We start from the raw sequence: 13,103 nt of genomic DNA on the forward strand, positions 1-13,103 counted from the left end.
CTTACTTTTCCGGGGGATTGAGGGCTTATGTCGTACGTAGAGGTACCGGGGGCGAAGGTTCCCATCCGTATGTGGACGGACCCGTCCACGGTCGAGGGCGGGGCGATGCAGCAGCTGCAGAACGTCGCCACGCTGCCCTGGATCAAGGGCCTCGCCGTCATGCCGGACGTGCACTACGGCAAGGGCGCGACCGTCGGCTCGGTGATCGCGATGCAGGGCGCCGTCTGCCCGGCGGCGGTCGGCGTCGACATCGGCTGCGGAATGTCCGCCGTGAAGAGCTCGCTGACGGCCGACGACCTCCCGGGCGACCTCTCGCGACTGCGCTCCAAGATCGAGCAGGCGATCCCGGTGGGCCGCGGCATGCACGACGAGCCGGTCGACCCCGGCCGGGTGTACGGGCTGCCGACGTCGGGCTTCGAAGACTTCTGGTCCCGGTTCGACGGGGTCGCCGACGCGGTCAAGTTCCGCCGGGAGCGCGCGACGAAGCAGATGGGAACGCTGGGCTCGGGCAACCACTTCGTGGAGTTCTGCCTCGACGAGACCGGTTCCGTATGGCTGATGCTCCACTCCGGCTCGCGCAACATCGGCAAGGAGCTCGCCGAGCACCACATCGGCGAGGCCCAGAAGCTGCCGCACAACCAGGGCCTGATCGACCGCGACCTGGCGGTGTTCGTCGCGGACACCCCGCAGATGGCGGCGTACCGGAACGACCTGTTCTGGGCGCAGGAGTACGCGAAGCACAACCGCGCGATCATGATGGGCCTCTTCCAGGAAATCGTCCGCAGGGAGTTCAGGAAGGCCCGGGTCACCTTCGATCCTGTCATCTCCTGCCACCACAACTACGTGGCGGAGGAGCGGTACGAGGGCATGGACCTGCTGGTCACCCGCAAGGGCGCGATCCGTGCGGGATCCGGCGACTTCGGCATCATCCCGGGATCGATGGGGACGGGCTCGTACATCGTGAAGGGTCTCGGCAACGAGAAGTCCTTCAACTCCGCCTCGCACGGCGCCGGCCGCAGGATGAGCCGCAACGCCGCGAAGCGGCGCTTCTCGACGCGGGACCTGGAGGAGCAGACGCGGGGCGTGGAGTGCCGTAAGGACTCCGGCGTCGTGGACGAGATCCCGGCCGCGTACAAGCCGATCGAGAAGGTCATCGACCAGCAGAGGGACCTGGTGCAGGTCGTCGCGAAGCTGAAGCAGGTCATCTGCGTCAAGGGCTGAGGTCCAGCACGCTGTGATCCACGGGCCCCGGACTCTGCGTCCGGGGCCTTGCTGTCGTAGTGGCGACCGGCCGTTCACCGAGGCGTTGGCGGAACGGCTGGCAGCAGGGCCGGCGGGGCAGATCCCGGCGTTACAGGAGCGGAGACTCGGTCCCAGCACCGTCGGCAACACCCGGTCTGGCGCCATGCCGGTCCGACAAAGACCTCGTTCAGTGCGGGCCCTTGACTTCGATAGCCTGAGGCCACTCCGGGCCATCCATAGGTCCGATATGGGGCAATTATGGAGAACGAAGAGTGTCGAGCCGTCGAGTTCCTTCGGGTGCCTGGATAGCTGTCCTGCTCCTGGGCGCACTGGCAGTCGTGACCGCACTGTCCATTCAAGCGCGGCACAATCTGCCGAAAGTGAGCCCACAGGCGAGCACCTCAACACCCAGCGCAAAGCCGTCTCGGTCAAACCCCCCAAAGCCGCGGCACCCGATACCCGCCGACTCGGGAACGGGTCGACGAGTGGTGTACTCCATAAAAGCAGAGCGCGTATGGTTGATCGACAAAAACGGCACCACCCTGCGAACTTTCGCCGTATGGCCGGGAACAGTCACCCCGTCGCCCGGACCCTACGCAGTTTCATTCAGGCGTGAACAAGGCACCGGATCAGACGGGGCACAGATTGAGCACGTCGTGTATTTTGGCGCGAATTTGGCTTTCTCGAACGCTATAGACGGCTCCTCTCCAGCTCCGAATCCGGATCTCCGCACCGGCGCCATTAGAGAGAGCATCGCCGATGGCGTGGCCATGTGGGAATTTGCTTCTATGGGCACGCCGATCACCGTCATCAAGTAGAAGCGACTCATCAATCGGCATCGAGGATTTTTCGCGCAGCCTTGTCGCGTGTGTCTATTTGGGACAATATCTCGCCGAGCTCCTTCTTGTTTCGATCGATCTCCGCTCTTTGGATAACGGCTTCTCCTTGGAACCAAGAATTCACCACGTCAAACTTCTTCTTGCACTCGACGTCTCGAAGCGCAGCGGCAACCTCGGCTTGATTTGCCGTTCTGGACTTCCAGTTCCAGCGAGGGTCCCGCATCGCGTCCATCGGCGACTTGTACGAATACCCCGCAGTGGACATGCATTCAGACCAGCGGCCAAACGAACGCACCACATCGGGTGATTCCATCGCCTTGATGTAGCTCGTTTGCTTGATCTCATCGGGCAGCTCGTTGTCCGTGAATGACGGAACAGTTTCGACCGCCCTCTCGGAGCACTCATCCATGGCTTCTCGCTCGTCGGCCGGGGGATTGTTCTCGCGGCGGGTCCCCGGGTCCCCGACGATCACCATGAAGTGATAGCCGTACTGTGCCTGAGTCTGGTTGACCGGTCCGTACCGGCCGGACATCAGTGAAGGCAGAGTTGTTCGAGTGACCGGCGCCGGGCGGAATTTTGCCTCCTTGGATTCGAGGCAGTTATTGATGATCGCAAGCCTGGCTCCAAGGCTCTGCGGCGCTGCTCGTCCGTCTCGATATACGTCTGGATCGGAAGCACCAGATCCGGGAGAGGATCCATCAGGTGGGATTCCTGAATCTCATGCGCCGACGGCGAGGATTCTCGTTCCCTGTGTGGACCTGTGGATTGTGGGGCCGATGAGCAGCCCGATACGAGGATGCTCATCGCAGAGCAGGCGAGGATGCTTCCAAGAAAGCTGTGCCTGGAGGACATGTGCACATTGCCTTTACCGGTCAGGGACTTACCAATGTCATGCAACGATGCCCACCAATAAAAGTATCGGCGGGCACCGGCGGGCTACCTAGATGTAGTACGACCTCCAGGAGGCGTTCTCGTTGTACGTCTCGACGAGCTGCTTGTCGGTGTTCGACGTGACCGTGTCGTAGTTACCCAGGAAACCCGAGTTGAAGAAGACGCGCACAAAGTCACTGCTGCAGACACAGCCGCCACCCATGCTGTAGGACGCGGAGGCGGAGTTGTTCTTGACGGCCTGTCCAGCACCAGCCCCGTTATTGGGGTAGACATAGCCGGCGAGGTTCGAGACTTCGCCGTCCGTGTTGCCGTTCCACTTGTAGTAAGCGCCCTGCTGGTTCGAGTTGTAGTAGAGGCAGAACCCCACTCCGGTGGAGTCTGTGGGGCAGGTTCCCGAGGCTGCCTGCGCCGGTGCCGTAAAGGCGAAAACCGAAGCCATGGCGGCAATGAATGTGCCGCATATGTACGATATTTTGCGCATTTCTGCGAACCTTTCCGTTCGAAATTGAGCAAAGTCAGGCTACTTACAGTCGACACCAAGATCAACTGCCTTTCCGCTATGGTCACCGGAAACCTGGTTCTCAGCTTTTACGCCATTTCCCATATGTTCGGTTGACAGTTGACCTTCTGGGAGGGATTGGGTGGGTGGCTGCACGCCGATTCGGAGAATCTGGGACAATCCGATGGGCTTCCGTCGCGCCGCGATACGGTGATACGCAGTCCGCAACCGGCCCGCACCGAGCCCGGCACACGTTCCCGTCCTGACATCTCGAGGTCGCCGCATGATGCCGATCCGATCGAGCAGCCGTGGCTGACGCAGCCTCACGCGCGGAGCAACGGGTCGCACGCGTACGGGACGACGCGGCTGGACGCTACGTGCTGGCGCGGGAGTTCTACCGGCTCGCCACGGGCCCTCGCCACCAGTACGGCACGGCCGAGCTGAGCTTCATGCGCTGGTCACTCGCCCGTGGCGTGCTCGCGCCGGAAACCGCCGACCCGCCGGGCAGCCCCTGGTGGCGTGCTGTCAATGAACGCCTGCTGCGGGACAAGGCCGAGGCTCATCTGCTGGCCGCCGAGGCCACGGGCACGGCCAGCGCCCATAGCGTCGAACTCTGGGTCGACTTCATCCGCACCCCCGGACCAGGCCGCTGGTACCGCGCGCACAACGCCAGCATCGTTGCCGGCTATCTGCGGCACGAGGATGTGGCCGCCGCCGAGCAGCAGGTCGAGCGATTCATGATGAACGTCGCACTGCTCCGCGTGCTGTTCACCCACGCCATGCTCGTGCAACCGCGACTCGCGCTCGGCGGCTGGCCGCCCTGGGTCCTCTGATGGCCGAGCCCCGCCACCGGGCCGTCCAGATGTTCCTCGACCTGGGCCGGTCCTTTCCGCCCGAATACCCGGTGACCGCGCCCGTCGAGGACACCATCCTCGACGAACACGCCCTCGCCCGCGTTCTGGACTACGGGGTGATCGCCCCGCGGCTGCCCGCACTCTACGAGTTCTCGGCCGCGTCACTGGACCAACCGCGGCTGACGGGCCTGTTGGACGACGGTGTCCCGGCCTACGCATGGCCGCACAACGACCGGCCGATCTGGTACATCGGCAACACCGGCCCCCATCTGCGCGCCATCGCCCGCGCCACCGGCGTGCGCCTGCTCTGGGCGCCGTCGCCATGGGCCTCCGGCCGTCGCGGCCCGCACAGGTGACGGTGCACAGCGCTCCGGCGCCGGTCGGCGGTCCGTACTCAGTGTGCCTCTCCGTTCAGTGCCTCACCTGGCCGGTGGTCATGGCGCCCCCGCCGGTGGCCACACCACCTCGCGGCTTGACCGTGGAGAACGGAGGAGTGTCCTGTCGGCACAACGTTCCTGCCGGGGGGAGGGTGCCGTCGATGAAGTAGCGGCCCTCGTACGCGTTGACGCAGCTGCTGGGGTTGATCAGTGCGGTGTGCCCGTAGCCGCTGTTCGTGAGCAAGCGGGCGTTGGCCAGCTCCTTGGTCATGGCGTGCGCGTTCCGGTAGGGGGTGGCGGGGTCGAGGGTGGTGCCGACCACCAGGACGGGGTGTGCCGTCGGTTCGTTCCACGGGCCGCGGTAGCGATCGGCCGCTGTGGCCGGCCAGTCCGCGCACGCCTCGGCGGCCCAGGCCCAGAAGCGTCCGGCGTCGCCCGCACGGGCGGCGGCGGCCTCCTCAAGAGCGTGGTACGCACCGGAGTCACGCGGATTGGGGCTGTCTCCGCAGAGCACCGCCACCGCCTGTTCCTCGCCCGCGTACGGATCCGGATTCGGGACCGGTGGTGCGGGAGGGGATGGGGACGGCTCCGGGGCGCGTCCCCGCCACAGGTCCTGCAACCTGCCGGCGAGGTCCGTCCACCCGGGGTGGACGACGTAGAGACCGCTCACGACGTCGCCGACCGTACGGCCATAGGTCCACGTGCCGACAGGACGCACCCGGAGCCGCCGCATCAGCTGGTCGAACTTGTCCCGGGTCGCCTTCGGGCTGCCCGCGGAGAAGGCGCAGCGGGCGGTGGCGGCGGATCCGCAGTGGGTGAGGAACTGGTCCAGGACCGCTGCCGCGCCACGGTCCGAGCCCATGCGCAGGAAGGTCGTGAGCCGGGGGTCGTCGTCGGAGGCGTGGTTCGTCCAGGCCGGCGGGTCGATGTTGCTGTCGAGGGCCATGGCCCGGACCTTGCCGGGGAAGAGGTTGGCGTAGGTGGCGCCGAGGATCGTCCCGTAGGAGATCCCGAGGTAGGTGAGTTGCGGGTCGCCCACGGCCTGGCGCAGCTGGTCGAGGTCGCTCGCGGTGTCGGCGGTCGACACATGACGCAGGAGCTCGGGGTCACGCTGCTGACAGCGCCGGGCCAGATCCCTGTACGCGGCGATCCAGGACGTCCGCTGCGCCTCGCCCACCGGGAAGCCGGCCGGTTTGCCCGAATCCCAGGCGGCGGCTTCCTCGCGACGTCCGAAGCAGTTCACCGCGGTGCTGCTGCCGATCCCACGCGGGTCCCAGCTGACGATGTCGAAGCGCTCACGCACCGCCTGTGGGAGGAACGCGTAGTTCTGTGGCATCTGTACGGTTCCGGGCCCGCCGGGGCCGCCGGGGTTGAAGAACAGGGTGCCGATGCGTCGTCCGGGGCCTGTTGCCTTGCGCTTCACGACCGCCAGTTCAATGGTGCGCCCGCGGGGCTTGCGGTGGTCCAGCGGCACCTTGGCGTTCGCGCAGTCGAACGGACTGCCCTGGACGCACGGTTTCCAGTCCAGCTTCGGGGCGGGCACCGCAGGAGTAGGCGTAGGCGTCGGCATACCGTCGGCCGTGGCGTGGCCCGGTCCGGTCAGCGCCGTCGAGCAGGTCACCACCGTGGCGATGAGCGCGGCATGACGCCGACGGACGGCTATCGGCCCGGATATGTGCATGCCTTGCCCCTTCACGGCTGAGCGCCCGATGCCACCCACGCGCTGGATGCCGGCACGCATCCGTGTCCACGACACCGCGGTCCGGCGACGCGCGCGAGCCGACCGCGGCCGAATGGCCGAGCCGGCGACGCAAGACTCGCCACCGTGCTGTATCTGCCCGCAGTGCGTGAGCGGTGCGTGTCGCGGCTGTGAGCGCGCCGGCTGCGCGTGGTGTGCCGTCAGAGCTCGCGGTGGACCTTCGTGTTGGATGCCTGAGCGCGGGGGCGGACGATCAGGAGGTCGACGTTGACGTGGGCGGGGCGGGTGACGGCCCAGGTGATGGTGTCGGCGACGTCCTCGGCGGTGAGGGGCTCCGCCACACCGGAGTAGACCTTGGCGGCCTTCTCGGTGTCGCCGCGGAAGCGGGTCGAGGCGAACTCCTCGGTCTTGACCATGCCGGGCGCGATCTCGACGACGCGGACAGGCGTGCCGACGATTTCGAGGCGGAGGGTCTCGGCGAGGACGCGGGCGCCGTTCTTCGCGGCGACATAGCCCGCGCCTCCCTCGTAGGTGGCGTGGCCCGCGGTGGAGGTCAGGACCACGACGGTGCCGTCGCCGCTGGCGGTGAGCGCGGGGAGGAGCGCCTGGGTGACGTGCAGGACCCCGATGACATTGACCTCGTACATCCGGCGCCAGTCGGCCGGGTCGCCGGTGGCGACCGGGTCGGCTCCGAGTGCTCCGCCGGCGTTGTTGACCAGGACCTTGACGGGCGCGGCACCGCCGAGGGACGCGGCGAAGGCGTCGACGGCCGCCCGGTCGGTGACATCGAGGGCGTGGGCGGTGGCCTGGTGTCCGGCCTGGGTGAGCTCGGCGGCGAGCGCCTCGATGCGGTCCTTGCGGCGGGCCGTGAGGACCACGTGGTAGCCGGCGGCGGCCAGCCCACGGGCGGTGGCGGCACCGATGCCGCTGCTCGCTCCGGTGACGACGGCGATGGGGGCGGCGGTCATGACGGCTCCTCGGGCAAGTGATCGATACCAGTGGCCAGTCGTCAGAATAGGCCGACGTCAACGGCCTCGCGGCACATACATGATCACGGCCATGCCGGCCAGACAGATCAGCGCGCCGACGATGTCCCAGCGGTCGGGGCGGTAGCCGTCGGCGACCGCGCCCCAGGCGAGCGAGCCGGCGACGAACACTCCGCCGTACGCCGCGAGGATCCTTCCGAAGTCGCCCTGCGGCTGGAGCGTGGCCACGAAGCCGTACGCCCCGAGGGCGAGGACTCCGGCGCCGATCCAGATCCAGCCGCGGTGCTCGCGCACGCCCTGCCACACCAGCCAGGCACCGCCGATCTCGCACAGGGCGGCGACGAGGAAGAGGAGCGCGGAGCGGGCGATGAGCATGGGCCAAGCGTGTCATGGGGTCGGGCACGCGGGTTGTCCGGGCCGGCCTCCCGGGGCGGCGCGCCGAACTGATGAGATGTCAACTCGATGGATCGGGTAATAGGTATCTTTCGGGCATGCAGGTGATGCGTAGGAGTCTGTTCGCGGCGTCCGCCGCGATGGCCGCGGTGGTGTTGGTCGCAGGTGGGAGCGCGAGTGCCGGTGCCGCCGGTGACGGCGCCCGGGTGGCGGAGGGCGTCGGGGCGGGGGCGGAGGAAGAGGCCCGGGCCCGGACGGGTATGGCGGAGGCGGACCTGGCACACCACGGCCACGCCTCGCTGTGGGAGGACCGCCTTGCCGTCTGGCTGGAGAGCGGCAACAGCGGCCCGGCCGAGGTGGCCGACGCGACCGTGCGGCTGACGTTCTCCGTGGAGCTCGCGGGCGATGTGGAGCTGCCGTCCGGGTGTCTGCGGGGCGGTGACCGAGTGGTCCTGTGCCGGACGGGAACGCTGCGGGCGGGCATCGGGGGGAGCGGCATCCCGCTCGATCTGAAGCTTGCGGGAAGCCCCGCCGAGACCGTCGTGGGCGTCACCACGGTGTGGAGCGGCGGCACGGTCGACCGCAACCGTGGGAACGACGACCACACCGTCCTGGTGCCGGCGACGGGTGACGGATACATCTTCTGACCGTGCTGGTCCGGGTCCGGTGCCGGGTCGGGGTCCGGTGTCGGGGTCGGGTCCGGGGTCACCGCTGTGCCCATGCGATGTACCCGTCCGGACGGATCAGGAGGCTGGTGTCGCGCGGGGTCCGCCAGTGGGCCCGGGTGACGCGGCCGGGTACGGCGGGCGCGGCCGGAGGCTCGCCGTTCGATGTGATCAGCACGAACTCACCTCCGCGAAGCAGCTCATAGAGGCGGCCTTCCGCGAGTTGCAGGTCGGGGGCGCGCCGGCCGGTCAGCCGGTGGGCGCCGCGCTCCGCGCCGTACGCGATGCCGATCCCCGAGATCATGCCCATCGCCTTGTCCGAGGCGGGCCTGACCATGGAGAGGAACCGGGCGGCGAAGGAGCGGGCCAGCCGCTGGGACCGGTTGTGCGCCATGGCGAGGCGGACGATCGCCCCGCTGCTGCGCAGCACCGCCTTCCCGACGGGATGCCTCTCCGACTGGTAGGTGTCGAGGAGGGCGTCGGCGTCCGGTGTGTCACCGCGGAGTGCTGCCGTGAGCTTCCAGGACAGATTGGCCGCGTCCTGCATGCCCGTGTTCATCCCCTGGCCGCCGGCGGGGGAGTGGACGTGTGCGGCGTCTCCGGCGAGGAAGATCTGGCCCTGCCGGTACTCCGGGACCTGGCGCTCGTCGCTGTGGAAGCGGGAGAGCCAGCGGGGGTCGCGCATGCCGAAGTCGGTCCCGAACGCCTTGCGGGTGATCTCGCGCACCTCCTCCAGGCCGACCGGTTCGCTCTCCGGCACCTGGTGGCTGCGCCGCCAGGCCATCGCCCGGTACCAGCCGTCGCCGAACGAGGCGATGACGGCGAACGCGTCCCCCGTGCCGTCGGCGATGAGAGGGCTCGTGGGCGGTTCGGTGAGGCGGACGTCCGCCATGGCCATGGAACGGATGACGGAGCCGCCGGGGAAGGGCAGGCCGAGCGTGGTGCGGACGGAGCTGCGCACACCGTCGGTGCCGACGAGATAGCGGGAGCGCACTATCGACTCACGTCCGTCCTCGTCGGACAGCCGGGCGGCGACCGAGGCGGCGTCCTGGCTCAGGCCGTGCAGCTCCGTGCCGTACCGGAAGCGGGCACCGGCCGCGAGGGCCCGGAGCTTCAGCAGCCGCTCCACCTCGTACTGCGGGGTGACGAGCAGGAAGGGGAAGCGGGTCCGCAACCGGGAGAGGTCCAGCGCGAGCCGGCCGAAGAAGGTCAGGCGGGTCATGGGCGAACCCGTCTTCACCAGCTCGTCCGCCAGGTCGCGGGCGTCGAGCAGCTCCAGCGTGCGGGCGTGCACGCCGAAGGCGCGGGTCAGATTGCTCGTCTGCTCGGGGCGGCGCTCGACGACGGTGACCCGGACGCCCGCGGTCGCGAGATCGCCGGCGAGCAGCAGGCCGGTCGGGCCCGCCCCCACCACGGTGACGTCCGTGTCATAGGAGCCGGGGGTGGCGGTCGGGTCAGAGCTCTGTGCGCTGTCGGTGCTGGGCTTGCCGGTCATGACGACCTCCTGCCAACGCTTGTGGGTCAACGCTTGTTGGCAAATGTATTCCGGCCCGCCTGGCATGTCAACGGTTGTTGGCCTACAGTTGTTGGCATGACTTCGGAAGCACCCGCGCCCCGCCGCTCGGACGCCACGCGTGCGGCGATCCTCGACGCCGCCCGAGACCGCTTCGCCGCCGACGGTTACGAGCGGGCGACGATCCGCGCCATCGCCCGCGACGCCGGGATCGACCCGTCGATGGTGATGCGGTACTACGGCAACAAGGAGGGGCTGTTCGCCGCCGCTTCCGAAATCGACCTGCGACTGCCCGAGTTGGGCGCGATGCCCGGCAAGCACGTAGGCGCCGTCCTCGTCTCCCATTTCCTCGACCGCTGGGAGCAGGACGAGGTCCTGACGGCGATGCTGCGCGTGGGCGTCACCAACAGCGCGGGTGCCGAGCGGATGCGGAAGGTGTTCAAGGGGCAACTGCTGCCGGTGGCCGCGGGGGTCTGCCCGGATCCGGCCGAGGCCGAGCGACGTGCCGCGCTCGCCGCATCGCAGATCCTCGGGATGGCGCTCGCCCGCTATGTGCTGCGCATCCCGCCCGCCGTCGACATGGCCAGGGACGAGGTGATCGCCTGGCTGGCCCCCACTATTCAGCGGTACCTGACGGCGGAGGCCCCGTAGCGGACTGCCGGCCTGAGGCCGGTCGCGCAGGTCCTCAGACCGGATCGGCTTGAGCTGCCGCGTCGCCGAATTCGCGCAGCGCGCCCTCGACGATCGCCTCCAGCCGGGCGTGGTGGGCGCCCCGCCAGTAGACGCGTTCGCACGCCGTGCACTGGGCGAACACGTCGTACGACCGCTGGGTGCCCCGCTCCAGGTGGTGCTCCACCGCCTCCTTGTCGGTGTCCGCGAGCGGGCCGTTGCAGGCCGTGCAGCGCGTCCACGGCGCGAGGGCGGGAGCGAACCGTTGCAGGACGTCCCGGAGCTGGTCGTCGGGGCGGTCGCTGTACACATACGCGCCGGCCCACAGCTCCCGGCGGCGCAGCAGTCCGCGGTCCCGGGAGAGCATCACGCGCTGCTCCCGCGCCGAGCGCGTGGCCAGTGCGGGGTCGCCGATGTCCTCGCTCTCGTACGCCGCGTCGACGCCGAGGAGGCGCAGCCGTCTGGCGAGGGTGCCGAGGTGCACGTCGAGCAGGAAGCGGAGCGGGGCGCCCGGCACGCGTTGCGGGCGCTCGACGCCGCGTACTTCGACATGCTCGCCCGCGGCAGGGATGTGCGAGACCTTGACCCGGGCGCCGTCCACGAGCAGCTGGCCCGCCTCCGTGAGCGGGACGCCGAGCGACTCGACGACATGACCGAGCGTGGACGAGCCGTCCGTCACAAGGGGCGTCCGACCGGCGCGCCGCTCGGCGGCGACGAAAAGCCGCAGCTCGGGGGCGAAGCTGATGTGGATCTGCGGTCCGTTCACGCCGTCAGGATGCCATCGGGCGGACCGCCCGTTCCAGGTTTTTCCGGGCGGGCGCGCCGGTGTCCCGGGCTGACGCAGGCTTGCTCAGGCGCCGGGCGGGCCCTGGGCGAGGAGATCGAGACGCCAGTTGTTGCCCCGTATCGGGTTGCCCGGCGGGTACTCGAAGTCGCACTCGCCCACCAGTGAGAAGCCCGCCTTGCGGCACACGCCGTTCGACGCGGCATTGTCGACCGAGGGGAACGCGTGCAGGTAGCGGTGCCTGCCCGCGGCCCGTGCCGCCTCGACGATGGCGCGGGTCGCCGCGGTGGCGATTCCGCGGCCCTGGAAACCGGGCAGCACGGTCCACCCTGTCTCGTACACCTGCTCCCCCTGCCAGGTGCTCTCCCAGAAGCCGACCGAGCCTACGGGTCGGCCCCCGTCCGCCAGCACCACCCGGTACATCCGCCCCGCACCGGGCAGTCCGGAGCTTATTGCCACATATCGCTTGTGGCGCTCCGCAAGCTTCTCGTCCGTCTCGGGCCCGCCGAGGTGCGCCATCAACTCCGGGGCGTTCGCGGCCTGGAGCAGGGCGAAGTCCTCGTCCGACCAGGGCTCGATGCGTACCGCTGATGTCTCGTCGTCCATGTCCCGCACCGTACGCCCAGGGTCTGACAATCGCCCGGCCGACCTTCCTCACCTGGGCGGACGCGTCGCGTACGCCGTCGGCGGCACGCCGACCGTCGCTGTGAAGTCCCGTACGAGGTGGGCCTGGTCGCTGTAGCCGAGTTCGGCAGCCAGCACCGCCCAGTCGAGCCCGTCGGCGAACGCCGATCCGGTGCCGGTGCCAGAACCCGGTCCCGAGCCGGAGCCAGAGCCGGAGCCGGAACCCGAGCCAGAGCCGGAACCCGAGCCCGTGGCCTGTGCCTCGGCCCGTTCCAGCGCCTCGTGGATGCGATAGCGCAGGATGACCCACTTGGGGCCGACGCCGACGTACGCGGCGAAGAGGCGTTGCAGTGAGCGGGCCGACACTCCCTCCGCCGCCGCGAGTTGGGCGACGCGGCGGATCGAACGGTCGCTGCGGACCTGTTCGACCAGCGTCATCGCGTGCTCCGCCCGTGGATCGGCGGCAGGGTCGAGCCCCAGCAGGTACGCATCGAGAGCCGCGACGCGCGCGTCCTCCGCGTCCGGTCCGACGATCTCCGCGGGGGCGCTCTGCGGGGCGCCGTCCGCCCCCGAGGCACCCGGTGCGCCCCGAATCCCCAGCACCTCGCCCACCGGAATCCGCTGCCCCGTCCACTCCGACACCGGTGAGGCCGGCGCGAAAGGCCGGAAGCCACCGGGCCGGAACTGCACTCCGCAGACCCGCCCCCGCCCTGCCAGCTTCTGTGTGAACAGCCCGAGGCCGATCCCCGCGACCTCACCCCAGGGCTCCTCGTCGCCGTACCGCTGGAAGACGACATTGACGGACGGATGCGGCACCACATGGGTGGCGAAGGGCTCGGCAAGGTCCCAGTCGATGAGCCAGTAGTGCTCCAGATACAGCCGCAGCGGCGGGGCGGGCTCGCGGCGCCGGAACCGTACGCGCATGAAGAGCTCCGGGGCGGCGACGATCCCCCGGGTGTCGCGTCGCGGACCGTTCGCCCCCGCCGCTCCTGCCCCCGCCGCTCCTGCCCCCGCCGCTCCTGCCCCTGCCGCTCCCGCTGCCGTCGCTCCCGCTCGTCCCGCTCCTGC

The 13,103-nt window shown here is 69.1% G+C and carries 15 protein-coding genes; 6 read left to right on the forward strand and 9 right to left on the reverse strand.

Annotated elements, in window-relative coordinates; translation table 11 throughout:
- Nucleotides 1-27: 27 nt before the first annotated feature.
- Nucleotides 28-1,221: an RtcB family protein gene (locus KK483_RS20590; protein ID WP_262006677.1), complete on the forward strand. Its 1,194-nt coding sequence runs from the start codon at nucleotides 28-30 to the stop codon at nucleotides 1,219-1,221.
- Nucleotides 1,222-1,760: 539 nt separating this feature from the next.
- Entirely contained in the window at nucleotides 1,761-2,060 is a 300-nt protein-coding gene (locus tag KK483_RS35350) for a hypothetical protein (RefSeq protein ID WP_313879470.1), read from the forward strand.
- Nucleotides 2,061-2,070: 10 nt separating this feature from the next.
- On the opposite strand, the gene KK483_RS20600 is transcribed toward KK483_RS35350, so the two are convergent.
- Nucleotides 2,071-2,613, reverse strand: a complete 543-nt coding sequence (locus KK483_RS20600) for a hypothetical protein (protein ID WP_262006679.1) — start codon at nucleotides 2,611-2,613, stop codon at nucleotides 2,071-2,073.
- Between the two features lie 408 nt (nucleotides 2,614-3,021).
- Nucleotides 3,022-3,453: a peptidase M23 gene (locus KK483_RS20605; RefSeq protein WP_262006680.1), complete on the reverse strand. Its 432-nt coding sequence runs from the start codon at nucleotides 3,451-3,453 to the stop codon at nucleotides 3,022-3,024.
- A 326-nt stretch (nucleotides 3,454-3,779) separates the two neighbouring features.
- Here KK483_RS20605 and KK483_RS20610 point away from each other — a divergent pair, with 326 nt between their 5' ends.
- Both KK483_RS20610 and KK483_RS20615 read left to right on the forward strand, forming a co-directional pair.
- The gene (locus KK483_RS20610) at nucleotides 3,780-4,304 is read left to right on the forward strand and encodes a hypothetical protein (protein ID WP_262006681.1); all 525 of its coding nucleotides are present in this window, start codon (nucleotides 3,780-3,782) and stop codon (nucleotides 4,302-4,304) included.
- Nucleotides 4,304-4,681 (forward strand): hypothetical protein, encoded by a 378-nt coding sequence (locus tag KK483_RS20615; protein WP_262006682.1) that lies wholly within the window; start codon nucleotides 4,304-4,306, stop codon nucleotides 4,679-4,681. The genes KK483_RS20610 and KK483_RS20615 overlap by 1 nt, the downstream gene beginning before the upstream one ends.
- A 55-nt stretch (nucleotides 4,682-4,736) precedes the next feature.
- On the opposite strand, the gene KK483_RS20620 is transcribed toward KK483_RS20615, so the two are convergent.
- The 3 genes from KK483_RS20620 to KK483_RS20630 form a co-directional block, all read right to left on the reverse strand.
- Nucleotides 4,737-6,383, reverse strand: a complete 1,647-nt coding sequence (locus tag KK483_RS20620; protein WP_262006683.1) for an alpha/beta hydrolase — start codon at nucleotides 6,381-6,383, stop codon at nucleotides 4,737-4,739.
- Between the two features lie 218 nt (nucleotides 6,384-6,601).
- Nucleotides 6,602-7,369, reverse strand: coding sequence for an SDR family NAD(P)-dependent oxidoreductase (locus tag KK483_RS20625; RefSeq protein WP_262006684.1), 768 nt, complete (start codon nucleotides 7,367-7,369; stop codon nucleotides 6,602-6,604).
- 57 nt (nucleotides 7,370-7,426) lie between these two features.
- A complete protein-coding gene (locus KK483_RS20630; protein ID WP_262006685.1) occupies nucleotides 7,427-7,762 on the reverse strand; it encodes a YnfA family protein in 336 nt (111 codons plus the stop codon).
- Between the two features lie 116 nt (nucleotides 7,763-7,878).
- Between KK483_RS20630 and KK483_RS20635 the strand changes: the two genes are divergently transcribed.
- The gene (locus KK483_RS20635) at nucleotides 7,879-8,427 is read left to right on the forward strand and encodes a hypothetical protein (protein ID WP_262006686.1); all 549 of its coding nucleotides are present in this window, start codon (nucleotides 7,879-7,881) and stop codon (nucleotides 8,425-8,427) included.
- Between the two features lie 58 nt (nucleotides 8,428-8,485).
- Here KK483_RS20635 and KK483_RS20640 read toward each other — a convergent pair whose 3' ends face one another.
- A complete protein-coding gene (locus KK483_RS20640) occupies nucleotides 8,486-9,940 on the reverse strand; it encodes an FAD-dependent monooxygenase (RefSeq protein ID WP_262006687.1) in 1,455 nt (484 codons plus the stop codon).
- 96 nt (nucleotides 9,941-10,036) lie between these two features.
- Between KK483_RS20640 and KK483_RS20645 the strand changes: the two genes are divergently transcribed.
- Entirely contained in the window at nucleotides 10,037-10,609 is a 573-nt protein-coding gene (locus KK483_RS20645; RefSeq protein ID WP_262006688.1) for a TetR/AcrR family transcriptional regulator, read from the forward strand.
- Nucleotides 10,610-10,643: 34 nt separating this feature from the next.
- Here the strand turns inward: KK483_RS20645 and KK483_RS20650 are convergent, their stop codons facing one another.
- The 3 genes from KK483_RS20650 to KK483_RS20660 form a co-directional block, all read right to left on the reverse strand.
- Nucleotides 10,644-11,393, reverse strand: a complete 750-nt coding sequence (locus KK483_RS20650) for a Mut7-C ubiquitin/RNAse domain-containing protein (protein ID WP_262006689.1) — start codon at nucleotides 11,391-11,393, stop codon at nucleotides 10,644-10,646.
- A gap of 84 nt (nucleotides 11,394-11,477) precedes the next feature.
- Complete coding sequence (locus tag KK483_RS20655; protein ID WP_262006690.1) at nucleotides 11,478-12,017, reverse strand: GNAT family N-acetyltransferase; 540 nt, start codon at nucleotides 12,015-12,017, stop codon at nucleotides 11,478-11,480.
- 48 nt (nucleotides 12,018-12,065) lie between these two features.
- The gene (locus KK483_RS20660) at nucleotides 12,066-12,959 is read right to left on the reverse strand and encodes a helix-turn-helix domain-containing protein (protein WP_262006691.1); all 894 of its coding nucleotides are present in this window, start codon (nucleotides 12,957-12,959) and stop codon (nucleotides 12,066-12,068) included.
- Nucleotides 12,960-13,103: the final 144 nt, after the last annotated feature.

Origin of the sequence: Streptomyces sp. FIT100 (assembly GCF_024584805.1) — a bacterium.
Lineage (GTDB): Bacteria > Actinomycetota > Actinomycetes > Streptomycetales > Streptomycetaceae > Streptomyces.